This is a genomic window from Pseudomonas sp. B21_DOA (assembly GCA_030544685.1).
GTDB lineage: Bacteria > Pseudomonadota > Gammaproteobacteria > Pseudomonadales > Pseudomonadaceae > Aquipseudomonas > Aquipseudomonas fluorescens_AO.
The window spans coordinates 4,379,643-4,402,159 of the sequence record CP086683.1; the positions used below are offsets into that span (position 1 = coordinate 4,379,643).

Annotated in this window: 13 protein-coding genes, 5 pseudogenes and 1 riboswitch; of the genes and pseudogenes, 11 read left to right on the plus strand and 7 right to left on the minus strand. The window is 60.9% G+C overall.

Features of this window, described 5'->3' with window-relative positions:
* Positions 1–2 precede the first annotated feature (2 nt).
* A complete protein-coding gene (locus LJU32_20165; GenBank protein WKV87896.1) occupies positions 3–812 on the plus strand; it encodes an ABC transporter permease in 810 nt (269 codons plus the stop codon).
* Positions 813–829: 17 nt separating this feature from the next.
* Positions 830–1,984, plus strand: a complete 1,155-nt coding sequence (locus LJU32_20170; GenBank protein WKV87897.1) for an ABC transporter ATP-binding protein — start codon at positions 830–832, stop codon at positions 1,982–1,984.
* Between the two features lie 127 nt (positions 1,985–2,111).
* Here LJU32_20170 and map read toward each other — a convergent pair whose 3' ends face one another.
* Entirely contained in the window at positions 2,112–2,903 is a 792-nt protein-coding gene (gene map / locus LJU32_20175) for a type I methionyl aminopeptidase (GenBank protein ID WKV87898.1), read from the minus strand.
* Positions 2,900–3,127, minus strand: coding sequence for a ParD-like family protein (locus LJU32_20180; GenBank protein WKV87899.1), 228 nt, complete (start codon positions 3,125–3,127; stop codon positions 2,900–2,902). Before LJU32_20180 ends, map begins: the two co-directional genes overlap by 4 nt.
* Positions 3,128–3,246: 119 nt before the next feature.
* Positions 3,247–3,441, plus strand: a riboswitch (cobalamin riboswitch).
* A 136-nt stretch (positions 3,442–3,577) separates the two neighbouring features.
* On the opposite strand from LJU32_20180, the gene LJU32_20185 reads away from it, so the two are divergent.
* The 3 genes and pseudogenes from LJU32_20185 (at position 3,578) to LJU32_20195 (ending at position 6,364) form a co-directional block, all read left to right on the plus strand.
* Complete coding sequence (locus LJU32_20185; protein ID WKV87900.1) at positions 3,578–4,591, plus strand: ABC transporter substrate-binding protein; 1,014 nt, start codon at positions 3,578–3,580, stop codon at positions 4,589–4,591.
* Positions 4,588–5,604 carry an iron ABC transporter permease gene (locus LJU32_20190; protein WKV87901.1) on the plus strand — a complete coding sequence of 339 codons (1,017 nt, stop codon included), beginning with the start codon at positions 4,588–4,590 and terminating at the stop codon, positions 5,602–5,604. The genes LJU32_20185 and LJU32_20190 overlap by 4 nt, the downstream gene beginning before the upstream one ends.
* A pseudogene (locus tag LJU32_20195) lies at positions 5,601–6,364 on the plus strand (ABC transporter ATP-binding protein). The gene LJU32_20190 and the pseudogene LJU32_20195 overlap by 4 nt, the downstream one beginning before the upstream one ends.
* A gap of 1,548 nt (positions 6,365–7,912) precedes the next feature.
* Here LJU32_20195 and metE read toward each other — a convergent pair.
* Entirely contained in the window at positions 7,913–10,201 is a 2,289-nt protein-coding gene (gene metE, locus LJU32_20200; GenBank protein ID WKV87902.1) for a 5-methyltetrahydropteroyltriglutamate--homocysteine S-methyltransferase, read from the minus strand.
* A 445-nt stretch (positions 10,202–10,646) separates the two neighbouring features.
* Between metE and LJU32_20205 the strand changes: the two genes are divergently transcribed.
* From LJU32_20205 to LJU32_20215, 3 genes are all read left to right on the plus strand, one after another.
* The gene (locus LJU32_20205) at positions 10,647–12,023 is read left to right on the plus strand and encodes a pyridoxal-phosphate dependent enzyme (GenBank protein ID WKV87903.1); all 1,377 of its coding nucleotides are present in this window, start codon (positions 10,647–10,649) and stop codon (positions 12,021–12,023) included.
* Entirely contained in the window at positions 12,020–13,192 is a 1,173-nt protein-coding gene (locus LJU32_20210; protein WKV87904.1) for a cystathionine gamma-synthase, read from the plus strand. Before LJU32_20205 ends, LJU32_20210 begins: the two co-directional genes overlap by 4 nt.
* Positions 13,193–13,441: 249 nt before the next feature.
* On the plus strand, positions 13,442–14,128 hold the full coding sequence (locus LJU32_20215; protein WKV87905.1) for a phage infection protein: 687 nt from the start codon (positions 13,442–13,444) through the stop codon (positions 14,126–14,128).
* Positions 14,129–14,179: 51 nt separating this feature from the next.
* On the opposite strand, the gene LJU32_20220 is transcribed toward LJU32_20215, so the two are convergent.
* Positions 14,180–15,808, minus strand: a complete 1,629-nt coding sequence (locus tag LJU32_20220; GenBank protein WKV87906.1) for a hybrid sensor histidine kinase/response regulator — start codon at positions 15,806–15,808, stop codon at positions 14,180–14,182.
* Positions 15,809–15,921: 113 nt separating this feature from the next.
* On the opposite strand from LJU32_20220, the pseudogene LJU32_20225 reads away from it, so the two are divergent.
* Positions 15,922–16,523, plus strand: a pseudogene (locus tag LJU32_20225) (response regulator transcription factor).
* Positions 16,524–16,530: 7 nt separating this feature from the next.
* Here LJU32_20225 and LJU32_20230 read toward each other — a convergent pair.
* A pseudogene (locus LJU32_20230) lies at positions 16,531–17,530 on the minus strand (bile acid:sodium symporter).
* An 81-nt stretch (positions 17,531–17,611) separates the two neighbouring features.
* Here LJU32_20230 and LJU32_20235 point away from each other — a divergent pair.
* Positions 17,612–18,391 (plus strand): annotated as a pseudogene (locus LJU32_20235) (helix-turn-helix transcriptional regulator).
* A 246-nt stretch (positions 18,392–18,637) separates the two neighbouring features.
* A complete protein-coding gene (locus tag LJU32_20240) occupies positions 18,638–19,612 on the plus strand; it encodes a TerC family protein (protein ID WKV87907.1) in 975 nt (324 codons plus the stop codon).
* Positions 19,613–19,728: 116 nt separating this feature from the next.
* Here the strand turns inward: LJU32_20240 and LJU32_20245 are convergent, their stop codons facing one another.
* The gene (locus LJU32_20245) at positions 19,729–20,829 is read right to left on the minus strand and encodes a polyamine ABC transporter substrate-binding protein (GenBank protein WKV87908.1); all 1,101 of its coding nucleotides are present in this window, start codon (positions 20,827–20,829) and stop codon (positions 19,729–19,731) included.
* Positions 20,830–21,076: 247 nt separating this feature from the next.
* Positions 21,077–22,482: pseudogene (locus LJU32_20250) on the minus strand (cytosine permease).
* Positions 22,483–22,517 lie beyond the last annotated feature (35 nt).

The window sequence follows — 22,517 nt, forward strand, 5'->3', positions numbered from 1 at the left end:
ACATGCTCCTGACCCCCAATGCCATGAGCCGGCGCATGCGTTTCGGCCTCTACGCCACTACTGGACTGATCGGTCTGTTCCTGCTGTTGCCGATCGTGTTCATCGTGCTGCTGTCGTTCGGCTCCTCGCAGTGGCTGGTGTTCCCGCCACCGGGCTGGACGCTGAAATGGTACGGCCAGTTCTTCTCCAACCCCGACTGGATGAACGCCGCTGCCGCCAGCCTCAAGGTCGCCGTGCTGACCACGATCTGCGCCGTGGCCCTCGGTTTGCCGACCGCGTTTGCGCTGGTACGCGGGCGCTTTCCCGGCCGCGAGATGCTCTACGGCCTGTTCACCCTGCCGATGATCGTGCCGCTGGTGATCATCGCCGTGGCGGTCTACGCGCTGTTCCTCAAGCTCGGTTATACCGGGACGATGTTCGCCTTCGTCGTCAGCCATGTGATCGTCGCGCTGCCGTTCACCATCATCTCGATCATCAACTCGCTGAAGCTGTTCGATCAGTCGATTGAAGACGCTGCAGTGATCTGCGGTGCCTCGCGCCTGCAAGCGGTGTTCAAGGTGACGTTTCCGGCGATCCGCCCGGGCATGGTCGCCGGCGCCCTCTTCGCCTTTCTCGTTTCGTGGGACGAAGTGGTGCTCAGCGTGATGATGGCCAGCCCGACCCTGCAAACCCTTCCCGTGAAAATGTGGACCACCCTGCGCCAGGACCTGACCCCGGTGATCGCCGTCGCTTCGACGCTGCTGATCGGCCTGTCGGTATTGGTCATGGTGATCGCCGCCGCCCTGCGCCGGCGCAATGAAATCAGCGCCTGAGCGCCCAGGAGTACGACATGAGTGCCGTGATCAAAGACGCATCCCAGCAGAACGACAAACCCCTGGTCAGCCTGCGCAACCTGAACAAGCACTACGGCGATTTCGCTGCCGTCGACAACATCTCGCTGGACATCAAGGACGGTGAATTCCTCACCTTCCTCGGCTCCAGCGGCTCGGGCAAAAGCACCACGCTGTCGATGCTCGCCGGGTTCGAAACCCCGAGCAGCGGCGAGATCCTCGTCAACGGCCAGTCGCTGGTCAATGTGCCGCCGCACAAGCGCGACATCGGCATGGTCTTCCAGCGCTATTCGCTGTTCCCGCATCTGTCGGTGCGTGACAACATCGCTTTCCCTTTGGCGATTCGCAAACTGGCGGCGGCCGAGCGCGACAAACGCGTCGACGTCATGCTGAAACTGGTGCAGCTGGAACAGTTCGCCCATCGCCGCCCTTCGCAACTCTCTGGTGGTCAGCAACAACGTGTCGCCATCGCCCGGGCGCTGGTTTACGAGCCGCGCATTCTGTTGATGGACGAACCACTCGGTGCGCTGGATAAAAAACTGCGCGAAGACCTGCAAGACGAACTGCGCCAACTGCACCGGCGCCTGGGCATCACCATCGTCTACGTGACCCACGACCAGGAAGAAGCCATGCGTCTGTCGCAACGCATCGCGATTTTCAGCCACGGCAAGATTGTCGGGCTGGGCAGTGGTTATGACCTTTATCAAAATCCGCCGAATGCGTTTGTTGCGTCGTTTCTGGGTAACTCGAACTTCCTCAAGCTCAAGGCGCAGAGCAATGCAGCGGCGAGTTTCGAGGGGCAGTCGTTGTCGATTCGGCTGACGGCTGGGCTGCACACTGATCAGGATGTTCTGTTGATGGTGCGGCCGGAAAAGGCTGTGGCGCTGAGTGTGCAGCAAGCGAGTGATGAGCCGCTCGCGGCGGGCTGGAATGAGGTGTCGGCGAATGTTGTGGAGGTGCTGTTTCTCGGTGAAAGCCAGACGTGCAGCGTGGTGACGGCGGGCGGGACGTCGATGACGGTAAAAGCACTGTCGGCCGCGGGCATGCCACTCAAGGCTGGGGATCCGGTGCGGGTGCGCTGGGCGACGGCGGATGCGTGTGTTTATACCGAGTGGACGGAGAGCGACCTGAACAAAGCAGCGGGTGCTCACTAAAACTTCCAATCCAGTGAAATTCCCCGTGGGAGCGAGCTTGCTCGCGAAGAGGCCGTGTCAGTCACCATTAATGTTGAATGACGCACCGCATTCGCGAGCAAGCTCGCTCCCACAGGTTCGGTATTGTTCAATGAATCGGGGAATACCCTTCAACCTCATCCGGCCAAGCCGTCAGCACTTCAAACCCGCTCTCCGTCACCGCCACCATATGCTCCCACTGTGCCGACAACGAGCCATCCTTGGTCAGCACGGTCCAGCCATCCGGCATGTTCTTCACATGGCGTTTGCCGGCATTGAGCATCGGTTCCACGGTGAAAATCATCCCGGCCTTGAGCTTCAGCCCTTGATTGGGGAAGCCGTAATGCAGGATCTGCGGCTCATCGTGATAGACCTTGCCGATGCCGTGACCGCAGTACTCGCGCACTACACTGAAGCCCTCCGCCTCCGCCAGGCTCTGGATCGCATGACCGATATCCCCCAGCGTTGCGCCCGGTTTGACTGCGCGAATGCCCGCGCACATCGCATCGTAAGTGGTCTTGATCAAGTGCTGCGCCTCGGGGCTCGCCTCACCCACGACATACATGCGGCTGGTATCACCGAACCAGCCGTCCTTGATCACGGCGATGTCGAGGTTGACGATATCGCCATCCTTCAATGGCGTACCCGATGGAATCCCGTGGCACACCACGTCATTGACCGATGCGCAGACGGTTTTCGGAAAACCGTGATACCCGACGTTGGCCGGCACGGCTTTCTGCACATTGACGATGTAGTCGTTGCACAGCCGATCCAGTTCATCGGTGGTCACGCCGGCCTTCACATGAGGCACCAGCATCGCCAGCACTTCGGCGGCGAGTTTGCCGGCAGCGCGGGATTTTTCGATGTCGGCGGGGGTGTTGAGCTTGATCTGGTTTCTCATGCGAGGGCGACGTCCTGTGTCAGTTGTTGCAGATCCAGGCCACCATTCTGTTCGGCGCGGATCAGCAGGCGGCAAATGGCGCTGTGGTCGAGGTTGGGATGCAGCTCGGCGAGCATGCCGATGCGCATCCAGTGCTCGGCCTGCGCGTTGATCGAGCGGCTGAGGGCGTTGCTGGAGATACGCAGGTTCTCGTGCATGTCCTCTGAAATCTTTACGATGCCCATATATGAATCCGATACGATGTGTATATGGATCGTATATTAATCAGTGCATACGGGAGATTGCAATGCCGACGACAAAATCGACGCTGTGGCAGATTCGCCTCCCCTCCACCGCGCAAATCGACTACCATGCCGCCGCCGGTTTCCACACGGAATTAATAGGGAATCCGAAATGCTTGCACAGCATCAATCGGAACTGCCCCCGCAACTGTAGGTGCCGAGCCTGCTCCTTGACTGCCACTGGGTGAAACCCGGGAAGGCCGGAGCATGGCGACGACGCACCAGTCAGGAGACCTGCCGGCACAATGACGACTAACCGGCGGGGTGTCCGGGAAGGACATCGTGCCGTGCGCGTTTTCCCCGTGCCGGCCTTGCGCAGTTTCCACGACCGCGCCCGAGGTGTGTTTCCAACCGTACCCGCCCTCCCCGTACGGTTCCCCTGGAGACTGCCCCATGCTGCTGCCCCGCGTTGCTACCCTGCTCACCGGTCTGAGCCTTTGCGCCCTGGCGCAAGCGGCGCCGACTGCGTATCCGCTGACCATCGAAAACTGCGGCAGCAGCCTGACCTTTCAGCACGCGCCCGCGCGTACGGTGACCATCGGCCAGGCCGGTACGGAAATGCTTTATGCCTTGGGCCTGGGCGACAAAGTCGTCGGCACCTCGTTGTGGTTCAACGACGTGCTGGGCAGCTACAAAACGCAGAATGACCGGATCGAGCGCCTCGCCGATAACGAACCGAGTTTCGAAGCGGTGATCGGCAAACGTCCGGAGCTGGTTGCGGTGGAGCTGGAATGGATGGTCGGCCCGCAAGGCGCGGTCGGCACTCGCGAGCAATTCCATGAACTGAAGATTCCCACCTACCTGCTGCCGTCTGATTGCGAAGCCAAGGACAACCTCGTCGGCTCGGACGGCACGCGGCTGGCGCCGTTTCGCATCGACAGCATCTTCAAAAGCGTGAGCCAACTGGCGGCGATTTTCGATGTGCAGGCGCGTGGCGAACAGCTCAATCAGCAGCTCAAAGCCAGCCTTGCGCAGTCGATCGCCACGGCGAAAAAACAGCAGCGCAAAGACGTCAGCGCCCTGGTCTGGTTCTCCAGCGCCGAGATGGACATCGAGCCGTTCGTGGCCGGCCACAAAGGTGTTCCCGATTTCATGCTCAGCATCCTCGGCGTGCGCAACGTCGTCGAGTCCGATGAAGAATGGCCGACCGTCGGCTGGGAAACCATCGCCAAGGCCAACCCGACGTTTCTGGTGATCGCGCGCATGGATCGTCGACGTTTCCCGGCGGACGACTATCAGAAGAAACTCGCCTTTCTGCACAGCGATCCGGTGACGCGCAACATGGACGCGGTCAAGCACAATCGCATCATCATCCTTGACGCCATGGCCATGCAGGCCAGCCTGCGCACCTTCGATGGCCTCGCACAACTGGCCAGCGCCATCAACGGCTACGACCTGTCGCAATGAGCAGACGCCTGATCCGTTTGCTGCTGGTGCTGTTGACGCTGTCGGTTGCGCTGACCGGCGGCGTGGCCATTGGTGAGACTTCGATCGAGCCGAGCGTGGTGTTGCAGGTGCTGGCCAACAAGCTGTGGGGCGCCGGCTATGTGCTCGACCCGATCGACGAAGGCATTGTCTGGAACTATCGCCTGACCCGCGCGCTGGTCGCGGCGGCCTGCGGCGCCGGTCTGGCGACATGCGGGGTGATTTTGCAATCGCTGCTGCGCAATCCGTTGGCCGATCCGTATCTGCTGGGAATTTCCGCTGGCGCCTCGACCGGCGCGGTGATGGTCGCCCTGCTTGGGGTCGGCGCCGGGGCGATTTCATTGTCGGCGGGTGCCTTTGCCGGTGCGGTGACCGCGTTCGCGCTGGTGATCCTGTTGGCGCGGGTCAGCGGCTCGGCCAGCGGCACCGGGCAGATCATTCTGGCCGGGATCGCCGGCTCACAATTGTTCAATGCCCTCACCGCGTTTCTGATCACCCGCTCGGCCAGTTCGGAACAGGCACGCGGCATCATGTTCTGGCTGCTCGGCAATCTTGGCGGTGTGCGCTGGCCGTCGGTGTGGCTGGCGGTGCCGGTGGCGCTGCTGGGTTTGGTGGTGTGCCTGTGGCATCGCCGGGCGCTGGATGCGTTCACCTTTGGCGCGGATTCGGCGGCGTCCCTCGGCATTCCAGTGCGACGCGTGCAGATTCTGTTGATCGGTTGCGCCGCGCTGGTGACGGCGGTAATGGTGTCGATCGTCGGCTCGATCGGTTTTGTCGGTCTGGTGATTCCCCACGCCGCGCGGTTGTTGCTCGGCACGGGGCATGCGCGTCTGCTGCCCGCCAGTGCACTGGGCGGCGCGGTGTTTCTGATTGCCGCCGATGTGCTGTCGCGCACCCTGATCAAGGGTCAGGTGATTCCGGTCGGCGTGATCACCGCGCTGGTCGGCGCGCCGGTGTTCGCGCTGATTCTGGTAGGCCGGAGATCGGCGCGATGAACACGGTTCTGAGTTGTGCGGGTGTGGGCTTCAAGGTGCGCGGTGTCGAGTTGCTCAACGGTGTCAGCCTCGACGTTCAGCGCGGCGAGACCTTGGGCATTGTCGGGCCAAACGGTTCGGGGAAATCCACGTTGCTCAAATTGCTCGCCGGGCTGCGTGAACCGAGCGTGGGCCATGTGCAACTCGACGGTCAGGCGCTGGGCAAGATGTCACGGCGCAGCATCGCGCAGACACTCGCGGTGGTTGAGCAACAGGCCGATACCGACGATGGCATTCGCGTGTTCGACGCGGTGGCGCTGGGGCGGACGCCGTGGTTGTCGGCGCTACAACCGTGGTCCCCGCCGATGATGCGATCGTCGAGCAAGCGCTGGTTGACGTCGACGCCTTGCACCTGCGCAACCGACTCTGGCGCAGCCTCTCCGGCGGCGAACGCCAACGCGTGCACATCGCCCGCGCTCTGGCACAACGCCCACAGATCCTGCTGCTCGACGAACCGGCCAACCACCTCGACATCCAGCATCAGTTGAGCATTCTGCAAGTAGTCCGCGCACTGCCGGTGACGACGTTGATCGCCTTGCACGATCTCAATCAGGCACTCAAGTGCGATCGCCTGGCGGTGCTGGAGCGCGGGCGTCTGGTGGCGTTGGGCGAGCCGCTGCACGTGCTGACGCCGGAGCGGTTGCAGACGACTTTCGGGGTCAGGGCGCACTACCTGACGGACCCGTTCGATGGTGCGCCGATATTGCGTTTCCTTGCTTGATGCATGTGTAGCTGACAGACCGCCTTCGCGAGCAAGCCCGCTCCCACATGAGATTTGTGGAGTTGCCGGGATTCTTTAGTACAACCGAAATCCTGTGGGAGTGGGCTTGCTCACGAAGGCGGCAGGTCGGGCGATTTATTTGTGGCTGACAGACTGCTTTCGCGAGCAGGCTCGCTCCCACAATGGATTTGTGGGTTGCCGGGAATCGGGGTGTAGCGCGAAATCCTGTGGGAGTGAGCTTGCTCACGAAGGCGGCAGGTCGGGCGATTTATTTGTGGCTGACAGACCGCTTTCGCGAGCAGGCTCGCTCCCACATTGGTTTTGTGGGTTGCCGGGGATGGCGGTTGTAGCGCGAAATTCTGTGGGAGTGAGCTTGCTCACGAAGGCGGCAGGTCGGGCAATTTATTTGGGGCTGACACACCGCTTTCGCGAGCAAGCTCGCTCCCACATTGGTTTTGTGGGTTGGCGCGGATGGCGGGTGTAGCGCGAAATCCTGTGGGAGTGGGCTTGCTCACGAAGGCGGCAGGTCGGGCGATTTATTTGTGGCTGACAGACCGCTTTCGCGAGCAAGCTCGCTCACACACTGGACTTGTGGGTTGCCGGGGATCGCGGGTGTAGCGCGTGATCTGGTGGGAGTGGGCTTGCTCACGAAGGCGGCAGGTCAGGCAATTTATCTGTGCCTGACACACCGCTTTCGCGAGCAGGCTCGCTCCCACAGTGGATTTGTGGGTTGCCGGGGATCGGGGGTGTAGCGCGAAATCCTGTGGGAGTGGGCTTGCTCACGAAGGCGGCAGGTCAGGCATTTTATCGGTGGCTGACACGCCGCCTTCGCGAGCAAGCTCGCTCCCACATTGGTTTTGTGGGTTGCCGGGGATGGGGGTGTAGCGCGAAATCCTGTGGGAGTGGGCTTGCTCACGAAGGCGGCAGGTCGGGCGATTTATTTGTGGCTGACAGACTGCGTTCGCGAGCAGGCTCGCTCCCACATTGGTTTTGTGGGTTGCCGGGGATCGCGGGTGTAGCGCGAAATCCTGTGGGAGTGGGCTTGCTCACGAAGGCGGCAGGTCGGGCAATTTATTTGGGGCTGACACACCGCTTTCGCGAGCAAGCTCGCTCACACACTGGACTTGTGGGTTGCCGGGGATCGCGGGTGTAGCGCGAAATCCTGTGGGAGTGGGCTTACTCACGAAGGTGGCAGGTCAGGCAATTTATTTGTGGCTGACAGACCGCTTTCGCGAGCAGGCTCGCTCCCACACTGGTTTTTTGGGTTGCCGGGGATCGCGGGTGTAGCGCGAAATCCTGTGGGAGTGGGCTTGCTCACGAAGGCGGCAGGTCGGGCAATTTATTTGTGGCTGACAGACCGCTTTCGCGAGCAGGCTCGCTCCCACATTGGTTTTGTGGGTTGCCGGGGATCGCGGGTGTAGCGCGAAATCCTGTGGGAGTGGGCTTGCTCACGAAGGCGGCAGGTCGGGCAATTATCTGTGGCTGACACACCGCTTTCGCGAGCAGGCTCGCTCCCACAGGGGTTCTGTATTCCAGGGCGGTAATGGATCAGGCCCAGTCTTTGCGCAGTTGTCGTGCGGCGTTGACCATGTGCACCAACGCCGCTTCGGTCTCTGGCCAGCTTCGGGTTTTCAACCCGCAATCCGGATTGACCCACAGCCGCTCGACCGGAATGCGCTGGGCAGCTTTGCGCAGCAAGCCAACCATTTCCGTCACATCAGGAATCCGTGGCGAGTGAATATCGTAGACGCCCGGGCCGATGTCGTTCGGGTAGGCGAACGCTTCGAAAGCCTCAAGCAGTTCCATGTCCGACCGTGAGGTTTCGATGGTGATGACATCGGCATCCATCGCCGCGATCGACTCGATCACATCGTTGAATTCGCTGTAGCACATGTGCGTATGGATTTGGGTTTCATCGCGCACGCCGGAGGCGCACAGGCGGAAAGCTTCGCTTGCCCATTCCAGATACGCCGGCCACTGCGCCCGGCGTAACGGCAAGCCTTCGCGGAACGCCGCTTCGTCGATCTGCACGATTTTGATTCCTGCCGCTTCCAGATCATTCACTTCGTCACGAATGGCCAGCGCCAGTTGTCGAGCCTGCACCTCGCGGCTGGCGTCTTCGCGGGCGAACGACCACATCAGCATGGTCACCGGGCCGGTCAGCATGCCTTTCATGACTTTGTTGGTCAGACCTTGGGCGTAGCGAATCCACTCGACCGTCATCGCTTGCGGGCGGCTGAGGTCGCCGAAGATTACCGCCGGTTTGACGCAGCGCGAACCGTAGCTCTGCACCCAGCCAAAACGGGTGAAGGCATAGCCGTCGAGTTGTTCGGCAAAGTATTCGACCATGTCGTTGCGCTCGGCTTCACCGTGCACCAGCACATCCAGGCCGAGGCGTTCTTGAATTTCTACAGCGTGGCGAATCTCCGTGTGCATCGCATCGGTGTAATCGGCGGCGCTGAGCTTGCCTTGCTTGTAGGCCTGACGCGCCAGTCGGATCGCCGCCGTTTGCGGAAACGAACCAATGGTGGTGGTCGGAAACAGCGGTAAATCGAGTTTGCCGCGCTGTTTGGCGATGCGCTGGGCAAACGGCGATTGGCGTTGCGCATCCCTGGCAGTGATCGCCGCAACCCGCGCTTGCACCGCCGGTTTGTGAATACGCGGCGAGGCGGCGCGGCTGGTTTGTACCGAGCGGCTTTGCGCCAGGGCGCGCAACACCTGCGGCGCTTCCGGCTCGCTGACCGCTTGGGCGAGCACGGCGACCTCTTCGCACTTCTGCACGGCAAATGCCAGCCAACTTTTCAGTTCGGCATCGAGCTGGTCTTCTCGGCCCAGATCAACCGGGCTGTGCAGCAACGAGCAGGACGGCGCCACCCACAAACGATCACCCAGACGCTCATGGGCATGGCGCAGCGTCGCCAGCGCGTTTTGCAGATCGCAGCGCCAGACGTTGCGGCCATTGACCACACCCAGCGACAGCACTTTATAGGCCGGCAGACGATCCAGAATGGTCGGGTACTGATCCGGCGCGCGCACCAGATCGATGTGCAGGCCATCGACCGGCAGGTTCGCCGCCAGGCCGAGGTTTTCTTCCAGACCACCAAAGTACGTAGCAAGCAGTTTTTTCAGCGGATCGCGCTGGATCTGGTTGTAGGCGCGCTCGAAGGCATTCTTCCAGTCCTGAGGCAGATCGAGCACCAGAATCGGCTCGTCGATCTGCACCCACTCCACCCCCAATGCTGCCAGTCGCGCGAAGATCTGGCCGTACAGCGGCAGCAGGCGATCAAGCAAATCGAGCTTGTCGAAATCGGTGCCTTTGGTTTTGCCCAGCCACAGATAGGTCAGCGGGCCGATGATCACCGGTTTGACGTTGTGCCCCAGCGCACGGGCCTCTTCAGTTTCTTCAAACAGCTGCTCCCAACCCAGCTGGAAGTGCTGGTCGACACTGAATTCCGGTACGAGGTAGTGATAGTTGGTGTCGAACCACTTGGTCATTTCCTGAGCATGGCCGTCGCCGCAGCAAGCATTGCTGACACCTCGGGCCATGCTGAACAGGGTTTGCAGCGTGGCTTTGCCGTCATGCGGGCGGAAGCGTTCGGGGATCACGCCGAACATCAGCGAGTGCGTGAGCACCTGGTCGTACCAAGCGAAATCGCCGACCGGCAGCAAGTCGATGCCAGCGTTTTTCTGCAAGTTCCAATGGGCCTTGCGCAGCGCACGCCCGACGTCACGCAAGCCCGCCTCGTTCAGTTCTCCTTTCCAGAACGCCTCTTGCGCTTTCTTCAGTTCGCGGTCGCGACCGATGCGCGGAAATCCAAGGGAATGGGCCAGTGCCATGACAAAAAACTCCAAATGCTTATTCGATGGCAGCCATTGTCGGGATCCGATCCTAATGAAACAAACTCAATCTTTTCTGCTTCATGACAAGTTTTGCTCATGCACAGTGGCACGTGTAGGATCTGCCGAAGGCTGCGATCTTCGGCCCGTAGGGACGCTGAGCGTCCCCGGCTGCATTCCCACGCAGAGCGCGGGAACGATCGAAACCCGGGGAGACAAATCAAGCTTTTGTCGCGACGAAGACGCCCTTTGAATACTCGATGACGCCTTGCTGTAAACACATCGGAACTCTTCCGGCAGCTTGCCGATTTCGTTCTATCGTTAGATCCAAATGGCTGGATTTTCCAGGGTTTAAAGGTTGCGAGAGAAGATGTCTGCGCCTAAGTTGCACGCGAGTCTTTTCCCCGCGATCGGAACGCGATCAACACCATAAAGAGGTGAAGAAATGTCGAAGGAATCACGCCCTGCCGTGCTTGGGCTGATAGGCAATACTCCGCTGGTGCAGGTCACCCGCTTCGATACCGGACCGTGCACGCTGTTTCTCAAACTTGAATCGCAGAACCCCGGCGGCTCGATCAAGGACCGTATCGGTCTGGCGATGATCGACGCTGCGGAACGTGACGGCCGCCTGCAACCGGGCGGCACGATTGTCGAGGCCACTGCCGGCAATACCGGTCTGGGTCTGGCCCTGGTCGGCCGGGCCAAAGGCTATCGTGTGGTGCTGGTGGTGCCGGACAAAATGTCCACCGAGAAAGTCCTGCACTTGAAGGCCATGGGCGCCGAAGTGCACATCACCCGCTCCGATGTCGGCAAGGGCCATCCCGAGTATTACCAGGACGTCGCGGCGCGTTTGGCCAAGGACATTCCCGGGGCGTTTTTCGCTGATCAGTTCAACAACCCGGCCAATCCGCTCGCCCACGAATGCAGCACCGCGCCGGAGATCTGGGCGCAGACCGAACATGATCTGGACGCCATCGTCGTTGGCGTCGGATCGGCCGGCACGCTGACCGGGCTGAGTCGCTTCTTCAAGCGCGTGCAGCCGAATCTGGAAATGGTGCTCGCCGATCCGGTCGGCTCGGTGATGGCGCAATACAGCCGCGACGGCACCTTGCCGACGCCCGGTTCGTGGGCCGTCGAGGGCATCGGCGAAGACTTCATTCCGTCGATCACTGACCTGTCCAGCGTGCGCCACGCCTACTCGATCAGCGATGCGGAAAGCTTCGATCACGCCCGCCAGTTGCTCAAGGCCGAGGGCATTCTCGGTGGTTCATCGACCGGCACCCTGTTCGCTGCCGCGCTGCGTTATTGCCGCGAACAGACCGAGCCGAAACGCGTGGTCAGCTTCGTCTGCGACACCGGCACGCGCTACCTGTCGAAGGTCTACAACGATCAGTGGATGACCGACCAGGGCCTGTTGCAACGTAAGGGCTACGGCGATCTGCGCGATTTGATTGCACGGCGTTTCGAAGACGGCCGGGTGATCAGCGTCGGCCCGGACGACACCCTGCTCACGGCGTTCCAGCGCATGCGTCTGGCGGACGTTTCGCAATTGCCGGTGCTGGTCGAAGGCAAGCAACTGGTGGGCGTGATCGATGAGTCCGACATCCTCCTCGGCGTGCACGAAGACGCCGCGCGCTTCAGCCAGTCGGTGTCCAGCGTGATGACTGACAAACTGCAAACCCTCGCCCCGGCTGCAACCCTGGCCGAACTGGAAGCGGTGCTCAGCCGTGGCCTCGTCGCGATCATCGCTGACGCGTCCGGCTTCCATGGCCTGATCACCCGCACCGATATGCTCAACCAATTACGGAGATCCCTTGCATGAGTCAGCACGACGATAAATCCCAAGGCTTTGCCACCCGGGTGATCCACGCCGGGCAACAGCCCGACCCGACCACCGGCGCACTGATGCCGCCGATCTACGCCAACTCCACCTATCTGCAAGACAGCCCCGGCGTGCACAAGGGTTTCGACTACGGTCGCTCGCACAATCCGACGCGCTTTGCCCTAGAACGCTGCGTAGCGGATCTTGAAGGCGGCACCCGCGCCTTCGCCTTCGCCTCGGGGCTGGCAGCGATTTCCACGGTATTGGAACTGCTGGATGCCGGCTCGCACATCGTTTCCGGCAATGACTTGTACGGCGGCACGTTCCGCCTGTTCGACAAGGTCCGCCAGCGCAGTGCCGGGCACCGTTTCAGCTTCGTCGACCTGACCGATCTGTCGGCGTTCGAAGCCTCGCTGCAGGACGACACGCGCATGGTCATGGTCGAAACCCCGACCAACCCGCTGCTGAGCCTGTCGGACCTGGCCGCCATCGCGCGCATCTGCCGCGCACGCGGGATCATCTGCGTGGCCGACAACACCTTCGCCAGCCCCTACATCCAGCGCCCACTGGAGTTGGGTTTCGACATCGTCCTGCACTCGACCACCAAATACCTCAACGGCCATTCCGACGTGATCGGCGGCATTGCCGTGGTCGGGCAGAACGCCGAGCTGGCGGAAAAACTCGGTTTTCTGCAGAACGCCGTCGGCGCGATTTCCGGGCCGTTCGATGCGTTCTTGACTCTGCGCGGAGTGAAAACCCTGGCGCTGCGCATGGAGCGTCATTGCAGCAACGCCCTGGATCTGGCGCAGTGGCTCGAGCAGCAACCGCAGGTCAAGCGCGTCCACTATCCGGGCCTCGAGTCGCACCCTCAGCATGAGCTGGCCAAGCGGCAGATGCGTGGTTTTGGCGGGATGATTTCTGTTGATCTGAACAGCGATCTGGCCGGTGCGCGGCGGTTTTTGGAGAACGTGAAGATCTTTGCGTTGGCGGAAAGTCTGGGCGGCGTGGAGAGCCTGATCGAGCACCCGGCGATCATGACCCACGCGACCATTCCGCCGGAAACCCGTGCGAAGCTGGGGATCGGCGACGGGCTGGTGCGGTTGTCGGTCGGAGTGGAAGACGTTGAAGACCTGCGCACCGACCTGGCCCAGGCATTGGCAAACATTTAACAAGCCCCACACAACGAAGCCCGCGCAATGCGGGCTTGTTTTTTTCTTTCCGTCGATCTCCCCGCCGTGGCGGTTCTCGAGGCCGGTCCTATACTCAATCGGTTCGATCAGATTCATGTCGACACCCGCACGCCACTCGGTGTGCCCGTGCCTTTCGCCAACCAGGTAAACCCAGGCCAATGAGTCGTGGCGTCTATATGCATCGCGCGCGATTGATCGCTGTATGGCAGCCGGGTCGTGGAGAAAACCATGAAATACAAGTTGTTGTCAGGCGTGCTTCTTGCGGTAGCGGCCAGCGTCGTGGTGCCCAATGTCTGGGCGGCGCAACCGCAGGCAGTGGCTTCTGATGGGGCCGATAAGGTCGGTGCCGGGGCGGTGGCTTCTGACGGCGCCGATCATGTCGGCGCCGGTGCGGTAGCTTCTGACGGCGCCGATAAGGTCGGGGCTGGCGCGGTAGCTTCTGACGGCGCCGATCATGTCGGGGCTGGCGCGGTAGCTTCTGACGGCGCCGATCATGTCGGGGCCGGCGCGGTGGCTTCTGACGGCGCCGATCATGTCGGCGCCGGTGCGGTAGCTTCTGACGGCGCCGATAAGGTCGGGGCTGGCGCGGTAGCTTCTGACGGCGCCGATAAGGTCGGGGCTGGCGCGGTAGCTTCCGATGGCGCCGATAAGGTCGGGGCTGGCGCGGTAGCTTCCGATGGCGCCGATAAGGTCGGGGCTGGCGCGGTAGCTTCCGATGGCGCCGACAAGGTCGGGGCTGGCGCGGTAGCTTCCGATGGCGCCGATAAGGTCGGGGCCGGGGCTTTGGCGGCGGATGGCGCCGACCGTACCGGCGTGAACCGTGTGGCCTATTCTCGAGTCGGAGTCGGTTCTGATCGCGTGGCATCAGCGCTGATGACCGGCAGCTATTCCGATCAGTTCAATAGCCCGCAATAAACGCCCCGGTGTAACGGGCCGGTTCCCTGAGCCGCCCGTTCACATCGGCCTTTACAGCATTTGTTCAACCGCTTCGCCTTGTCGATCACGCAGGGCGCGCAACGTCGCGCGTAACTCGGCCGGCCGCACAGGCTTCGACAGAATCGCAATCTGCCGGTCATGCAAGGCTGCCTGAATCTTCTCGATTTCGTGCCCGGTGATGATCATCGCCGGCACTGCCCAGCCGCGCTGCCTGCGCACTGCGTCGATGCATTCGATGCCAGTGGCGTGGGTGCCGAGGTCATAGTCGGCGACGATGATGTCGCAGCCAGTCACCAGATCTTCAGCTGACAACTCGGCCTGAACCACACAGCCCCAGCGTGCAAGCAACGCTGAGGTTGCCAGCAGTACGTTGCGATCATCCTCGACCAGACACACCTTCAGCCCGGTCAACAAACCCACCTGCCGGGCTTCACCGTGAACGACCCGTGACTGCGGCGCCGCTACGATCGGCAACCCTGCTAGGGTCACAGCTGTGCCGCGCCCCAACTGTGAACGCAGAGCGACTTGCACATCGATCAGTTCACCCAGGCGCTTGATGATCGACAGGCCCAGGCCGACACCCTCGACATCTTTGTCGCGAACCTGCCGCACCCGATAAAACTCCTCGAAAACCTTGTGCAGGTGCTCTTCGGCAATACCATTGCCGCAGTCATAAACAACAATGGCCAGCCCTGCCCCGCGTTTGCGCACACCCATCAGCACCGGCCGCTGCGCGCCGTATTTGAAGCAATTGGAGAGCACATTCTGCACCATGGTCGCCAGCAGCGCCGGGTCAGTTCTGATCCAGTGGGTACACGGTCGCAGCCGCAGCTCGACGCCCGACCACCGTGCCGCTTCCTGATGTTGCTGGACAATGTCCGCGAGCCATTCACCGAGGTTCAACGTTTGCATTTTTGCTTCGACCCGACCGTTATCCAGGGTGTAAAGGTCGAGAATTGAACGGAACAGTTGCGAAACATTGAGCAGTGAGCGGTCGATGTTGTCGACCAACCGCCGCTCGTCATCCCCCAAGCGCGACTCGCGCAAACAGGCGGTAAACAAGCCAATGGAGTGAATCGGCTGACGCAAGTCGTGACTGGCCTGCGCCAGAAACCTCGATTTCTCCAGATTCGCCGCCACCGCTTCTTCCGATGCCTTGCGTGTGCGCTCCAACAGCAAATGCGCATAGAACGGAATCACCGTGCTGGTAATCAGCAGCATCAGCACCATGAACGGCTGCGCCTGCCAATACGGCGTCAGGCGATAGACCACCAGCAGCGCCACCAGCGCAAGCCCGGTGGCAATTGCCAGGTAGCGCGAGCCGTAGCGCATGCCGTTGCCAAGGTTGACCCAGACCATCACCGCGTACAGCGGCAGCGCCGCTTCGCCGCCGATCACCAGCCCGAAACAGGTACCGGTGTAATCGTGGACCATGGCAAAAATCCGCCGCGCTGGATAATGCCCCGGCCAACGCGCAATGGCTTGGCGAAACACGATGGACGCCAGCAGGAACAGGCTGATGTAGGTGATGACCGGCAGGTAGGTCTCGAAGCGATGGCCCGGCAGAAAGACCAGTACGACCATATAGACCACCGCGATGGCGGCGATGATGATGCGCAGATTGGCCTGGTCGAGTTCGGTGTTTTTCTCGAACTTCATGGGAAACGTCCTTGTGCAGCGATTGCAGTTTCGGAAGCAGCCTACAGGCAACCTTCGCGTCCAGTGCTAAGGTGCAGGCCTTGAATCACGCCTGACCCAGGGAGGGTCGCGTCATGACGTGCCGGATCATCATAGCCGACGATCACCCACTGTTTCGCGAAGCAATGCTGCGCACCGTGCAGCGCTTGCTGCCCGAAGCGAATATCTGCGAGGCCGGCGACTTCGACGCTGTGCTCAAGTTACTGTCAGAGGGTAACGAGCCGGACACGCTGATGCTCGATCTGCGCTTTCCGGGCTGACCTGCATCACTCAACTCGCCGACTTGCGAGGACGATTGCCGCGCACCACGCTGATCGTGGTGTCGATGGTCGACGACCAGGCGTTGATCAGTGAAGTCATGGCGGCGGGCATTGACGGTTTCATTGGCAAAAACATTGCGCCGGATGAAATCGGCCAGGCGATTCTGGCCATTCGTGAAGGCGAGGTGTTGGTGAAGTCGGCGCCGTCCGGCTTGTTGCCGCTGGAAACCGCGACGACGCTGACGCCGCGTCAGCAGGACGTGCTGCGTTTGATCGCGCAAGGCAAGACCAACAAGGAAATTGCCCGTGAACTGGATATCTCCCCGTTCACGGTACGCATCCATGTGTCTTCGTTGCTGCGCACGCTGGATGTGCCGACGCGGGCGGCAGCGGCGGTCAAGTATTCGGGGCTGTGAAGCGCTTTTACGGATCAACCTGCGCCATCAGATCCGGCACCGACTCCGGCCGTTTCGCATAGCGCTGGGCCAATACCGCGCAGACCATCAGTTGAATCTGATGGAACAGCATCAGCGGCAGAATCAACACGCCGATGGTGCTGCCGGCAAAGAGTACCTGCGCCATCGGCACGCCGGTGGCCAGGCTCTTTTTCGAACCGCAGAACAGGATGGTGATGCGGTCTTCCTGATTGAAGCCAAAGGCTTTGCCCAAAAAGGTCGAGGCCAGTAGAACCAGCGCCAGCAGAATGCAGCAGACCACCACCAGGCCGAGCAATTCGAACAACGGAATCTGCTGCCAGATGCCTTCGTTTACGGCTTCGCTGAATGCGCCGTACACCACCAGCAGAATCGAACCCTGATCAACGAATTTCAGCCAGTTCTTGTTGCGCCCGACCCACGCGCCGATCCAGCGCCGAGCAATTTGCCCGGCAATGAACGGCAGCAGCAACTGCACACTGATTTTGACGATCGCATCGAGGGTCGAACCGCCGTCGCCGTGCACGTTGAGCAGCAGCGTCACCAGCAGCGGTGTAAGGAAAATCCCAAATAGACTGGACGCCGCGGCACTGCAGATCGCCGCCGGAATATTACCTCGCGCCAGTGAGGTAAACGCGATGGCCGACTGCACGGTGGCCGGCAATGCGCACAGATAGAGCATGCCCATGTACAGCTGATCGCCAATCAGCGGTGACAACAACGGTTTCAGCGCCAGGCCGAGGATCGGGAACAGTACGAAGGTCAGGCCGAACACCAGCAGGTGCAGACGCCAGTGGCCGGCGCCGGCGATGATCGATTCGCGCGACAGCTTGGCACCGTGCAGGAAAAACAGCAGGGCGATGGCGATGTTGGTCAGCCAGCCGAAGCCGACGGCAACTCTGGCCGCTGGCGGGCAGAAAACTGGCCAGCACAACCACAGCAATCAAAGTCAGGGTGAAGTTATCGGGTAAAAAACGTGGGCGCGTCATGAAATTCATCCGGGGTTGCCAGTGCGTGCCGACGACTCTAACGTGACTGGCAATTACCGACTAACGCCGAAGAGCCGCAAGATGCCGCCTAAAGGACAGAGCAAAAGCGTGCGCCGCAGTGTTCCCGGGTTGCCCAGCCTGCCGCGCCCCGTGTACGGACGCACCGAATCGCTGCCCAATCGCGCCCTCACCCGCCGCCACAGTCATCCGTGGGTGCAGTTGTCCTACGCGATTCAAGGCGTGCTCGAAGTGCAGACCAGCGCTGGCCGTTTCGTCGCGCCGCCGGAGCGTGCGGTGTGGATTCCGGCCGGCGTGCCGCACCGGGTTTTCAGCGCACCGCATACGGAAATGCGCAGCCTGTATATCGACAGTAGCGTCACCGGTTGGGCCGCCGAGCATTGCCATGTGCTCGGCGTCAGCGATCTGCTCAGGGAGTTGATTCGCGCCTTCAGTCAGGTGCCAGTGGAATACGACGAAAGCGGCCCTGACGGACGCTTGGCCCAGGTGATCCTTGATCAATTGGCCAACGCGCCGACCATCGACTTGATGCTGCCGCTCCCGCAAGACCCGCGCTTGAAGCAGATCTACCAGAGCCTTGAGCAACACCCCGAACAGCAGACCACGCTGAGCCACTGGAGCGAAAAATTCGGCGTCACTGAAAAGACCCTGACCCGCCTGTTTTTGCGCGACACCGGCCTGACCTTCCGCGCTTGGCGCCAGCGCTTGCGCTTGCTCGGCGCCCTGACCCCGCTGGAGAAAGGCGAGCGTGTGACCGATGTTGCGCTGGCTTGTGGATACGACTCGACCTCGGCGTTTATCGCCGCGTTTCGTCAGCAGTTTGGTGAGACGCCGGGGAGTTTTTCCGCTGACACTTCGTTTTTGCCGAACTGTCAGTCAGAAATAAACGATTTTTCTTTGCTCCAGATCCGTCGCTAGCATGGCCCCGTCTGACTTTGATCGAGAAGAGAAGATGATCCCTGTGGGAGCGAGCCTGCTCGCGAACGCGGTGGGTCAGCAACCTCAACTTCACTGTTCCATCGCATTCGCGAGCAGGCTCGCTCCCACAGGAGATGTGCTTGCTGCAAATAAAAAGACAGGGAGCGTGCCATGCCTGCCACGAACATCAACATCGGCGAACCCTGGATGTGGGGCGCCTTCATCGTCTTCGTTCTGGCCATGCTGGCCCTGGACTTGTTTGTCTTCGGCGGGCGCAAGGCGCACCGGGTGTCGGTGCGGGAAGCGTCGGCCTGGGTGATTGCCTGGTGCCTGTTGGCACTGAGTTTTGCCGGGCTGCTCTGGTGGTATCTGCACGGCGAATTCGGCGGTGAAATCGCCCGGCAGAAAACCCTGGAATTCCTCACCGGCTATCTGATCGAGCAGTCGCTGTCGATCGACAATATGTTCGTCTTCGTGATGATCTTCAGCTATTTCGCCGTGCCGCCGGAATTGCAGCGGCGGGTGCTGCTGTACGGCGTGCTGGGCGCGATTGTCATGCGCGCGATAATGATTTTTGCCGGGGTATGGCTGGTCTCGCAGTTCGAATGGCTGCTGTATGCCTTCGGGGTGTTCCTGATCATCACCGGGATCAAAATGCTGGTGTTTGCCGACCAGCAACCGGATCTCGACAACAATCCGCTGTTGCGCTGGGTTCGCGGGCATATGCGCATCACCAGCGGCTTTCACGGCGAGAAGTTTTTCATCCTGCAGAGCGGCGTGCGCTGGGCGACACCGATGTTTCTGGTGCTGGTGCTGATCGAGGCCAGCGACCTGATGTTCGCGGTCGACAGCATCCCGGCGATCTTCGCCGTGACCACCGACCCGTTCATTGTTTTCACTTCGAACATCTTCGCGATCATGGGCCTGCGCGCGCTGTATTTCCTGCTGGCAGACATGGCGGACCGTTTTCACCTGCTCAAGTATGGGCTGGCGATCGTGCTGGTATTTATTGGCGGCAAGATGGTTGTGATGCCGTGGTTCCACATGCCGGTGGAATGGTCGCTGGCAGTGGTGGGCTCGGTGATTCTGGGGTCGGTGCTGTTGAGTCTGGTGACGACGCGCGAGGCTGAACGCCGCACCGAATGACACCACACAAAATCCCTGTAGGAGTGAGCCTGCTCGCGATCGCGGTGTATCAGCCAACATCTACGTCAACTGACACACCGCTATCGCGAGCAGGCTCACTCCTACAGGGGATGCTGTTATTTATCGGATTTGATACTGGTCCACACCCGCGTCCGCACCCGCTCCATCTTCTGGGGCAACGGCTGCACCACATAAAGAGTTTTCAGCGCTTCGCTGGTCGGCGTCAGGTTGGGGTTATCGGTGATGTCCTTGTTGACCAGCGGCATCGAGTCCTTGTTGGCATTCGGGTAACCGAGGAAATCACTGATGGGTGCGATCACTTTCGGATCGAGCAAGTGGTTGAGGAATTCGTGAGCCTCGGCAACGTTCTTCGCGCTTTTCGGAATGGCGAACGTGTCGAACCAGATCGGCGCGCCCTCCTTCGGCAGACGCCAGTCGACCACCACACCGTTGCCCGCCTCTTTGGCGCGATTGCCGAACTGGTAGAAGCTGCCGGAATAACCGATCGCCACGCAGATGTCGCCGTTGGCGATGTCGGTCATGTACTTGGCCGAGTTGAAGTAGGTCACGTATGGGCGAATCTTCATCATCAAGGCCTTGGCCTTTTCATAGTCCGCCGGGTTCTGGCTGTTCGGATCGAGGCCGAGGTAATGCAGGGCCAGCGGCAGGATTTCCGACGGCGAATCGAGCATCGCCACGCCGCAGGCCTTGAGCTTTTCCATGTTCTCGGGTTTGAACACCAGATCCCAACTGTCCACTGGCGCGTTATCGCCCAGGGCAGCCTTGACCTTGGCCGGGTTGAAGCCGATCAGCACGGTGCCATACATGTACGGCACGCCGTACTGGTTGCCGGGGTCGTTGGCATCGAGCAACTTGAGCAAGGCCGGATCCTGATGCTGCCAGTTCGGCAGTTTCGACTTATCGAGTTTCTGGAACACGCCGGCCTTGATCTGGGTTTCGATGAACTGATTGGACGGCACCACCAGGTCGTAACCGGAGTTGCCGGTGAGCAGTTTGGCTTCCAGGGATTCGTTGGTGTCGAAGGTGTCCCAGGTCACTTTGATCTTGCTTTGCTCGGCGAAGTCCTTGGGCACTGAAGGCAGGATGTAATCCGCCCAGTTGTACACCCGCAGTTCGCGCTGCTCGGCCTGGACGGCGCTGGCCAGCAGCGTCAGGCCACACACGGTGGCGCCCAGAATGCGTTTGATCGTGACCATGGTTGTTTCCCCGAATGCGACGTGAGATCGATGGTTTTTATGTTCTGTACACGGCAGTGGCTGTAACGATAGCCAAGGGCAAAAAGGTCGAGCCTGTTGTTATGGTTTCGATTCTTGCTGACAGCGTAGCGCGGTGACAGTAGGCGGCAGGCCAAAGGGGATCGATATGGCCAATTTCCGTGACCGCTGAAATGCGCAAACAAAAATGCCCGGCGCTGGGCCGGGCATTGCTGGATTGCGGTTGCAGTCAGTCGGTATAGCCGAGTCTGGCCGCCCTGCTCTGCTGCGCCTGACCGCGAGTTGCCAGGCAGTAATACAACGGCACGGTGACCACCAGGCCAACCAGCCACGACAGGTCGGCACCTTCGACGAGATTGGCGTACGGCCCGACGTACAGCGAGGTGTTGGCGAATGGCAGTTGCACGATGATGCCGATGAAGTAGGCAATGATCGCGTGCAGGTTGAAGCGCCCGTAGATGCCACCGTCGGCGCGGAAGATCGAGGTGATGTCGTAGTTGCCGCGCTTGATCAGGTAGAAATCGATCAGGTTGATCGACGCCCACGGCACCAGCACCAGCAACAGCGCCAGAATCAGTCCGATGAATTCGGAAATGAAATCCGCCGAAGCACCGAGGGCGACCACACAGCAACCGGCCAGGATCACGCTCGACAGCACCACGCGCACCTTGATGCTCGGCGTCCACTGGCTGGCGAACGTCTGGATCGAGGTGATGATCGACAACACCGCGCCATACAGATTGAGCGCGTTGTGGCTGATGATGTTGAGCAGAAACAGCACCATCAGAATCGGCCCCAGCCAACCGGTGGACTGCTTGACCGCTGCCATCGCTTCAGTGCCTTCCGGCGTCGCCAGTACCGCCACCGCGCCAAAACTGAACGACAGGATCGTGCCCAGCGTCGCGCCCAGATACGTCGCCCAAAAGGGTTTGGCGATACCGATGTCTGCTGGCAGATATCGCGAGTAGTCGGAGACGTATGGCGAGAAGCTGATCTGCCAGATGATGCCCAGCGACACCGTCGCCAGCCAGCCGGACAGGTTGAAACTGCCGCGCGTCAGGAAGTCTGCCGGCAAGTCATGGGCGAAGATGTAGATGAAGCCTGCGAGCAATGCGCCGCCCATCACCCAGGTGCCGATGCGGTTGAGGGTGTGGATGAAGTTGTAGCCGATCACACCGATCGCCGTCGCGGCGAGCGCGCCGATCAGAATGCTCAGCGGCGCTGGCACAGACGGCGCAATGCCAACGATGGATTTGCCGGCCAGCACGATGTTGGAAATGAAGAAGCCGATGTAGATGAGCGCCGCAAAGAACACGATCAGCAGTGCGCCATAACGACCGAACTGACCGCGACTCTGGACCATTTGCGGAATGCCCATGCGCGGGCCCTGGGCCGAGGCCAGCGCGATCACCACGCCGCCGATCATGTGCCCCAGCGCAATCGCCAGCAGCCCCAGAACAGATTGAGGTGGAACACCTGAACCACCATGGCGCCGGTGACGATGGGCAGTGGCGCGATGTTGGTGCTGAACCAAAGAGTGAACAGATCGCGGGCCTTCCCGTGGCGTTCCGCGAGTGGGACGTAATCGACCGTATGATTCTCGATCAACGGATCTTGCCGGGACATCTGGGACATATGCATGAACTCGAGTTTGTCTGTTTTTATCTTTG

What these genes read in the sequence shown, in the direction of transcription:
- LJU32_20210 (WKV87904.1), top strand. Translation starts at nt 12,020, where the DNA reads ATGAGTCAGCACGACGATAAATCCCAAGGCTTTGCCACCCGGGTGATC.
- LJU32_20220 (WKV87906.1), bottom strand. Translation starts at nt 15,808, where the DNA reads ATGAAGTTCGAGAAAAACACCGAACTCGACCAGGCCAATCTGCGCATC.
- LJU32_20215 (WKV87905.1), top strand. Translation starts at nt 13,442, where the DNA reads ATGAAATACAAGTTGTTGTCAGGCGTGCTTCTTGCGGTAGCGGCCAGC.
- LJU32_20165 (WKV87896.1), top strand. Translation starts at nt 3, where the DNA reads ATGCTCCTGACCCCCAATGCCATGAGCCGGCGCATGCGTTTCGGCCTC.
- LJU32_20240 (WKV87907.1), top strand. Translation starts at nt 18,638, where the DNA reads ATGCCTGCCACGAACATCAACATCGGCGAACCCTGGATGTGGGGCGCC.
- LJU32_20170 (WKV87897.1), top strand. Translation starts at nt 830, where the DNA reads ATGAGTGCCGTGATCAAAGACGCATCCCAGCAGAACGACAAACCCCTG.
- LJU32_20205 (WKV87903.1), top strand. Translation starts at nt 10,647, where the DNA reads ATGTCGAAGGAATCACGCCCTGCCGTGCTTGGGCTGATAGGCAATACT.
- LJU32_20185 (WKV87900.1), top strand. Translation starts at nt 3,578, where the DNA reads ATGCTGCTGCCCCGCGTTGCTACCCTGCTCACCGGTCTGAGCCTTTGC.
- metE (WKV87902.1), bottom strand. Translation starts at nt 10,201, where the DNA reads ATGGCACTGGCCCATTCCCTTGGATTTCCGCGCATCGGTCGCGACCGC.
- LJU32_20180 (WKV87899.1), bottom strand. Translation starts at nt 3,127, where the DNA reads ATGGGCATCGTAAAGATTTCAGAGGACATGCACGAGAACCTGCGTATC.
- map (WKV87898.1), bottom strand. Translation starts at nt 2,903, where the DNA reads ATGAGAAACCAGATCAAGCTCAACACCCCCGCCGACATCGAAAAATCC.
- LJU32_20245 (WKV87908.1), bottom strand. Translation starts at nt 20,829, where the DNA reads ATGGTCACGATCAAACGCATTCTGGGCGCCACCGTGTGTGGCCTGACG.
- LJU32_20190 (WKV87901.1), top strand. Translation starts at nt 4,588, where the DNA reads ATGAGCAGACGCCTGATCCGTTTGCTGCTGGTGCTGTTGACGCTGTCG.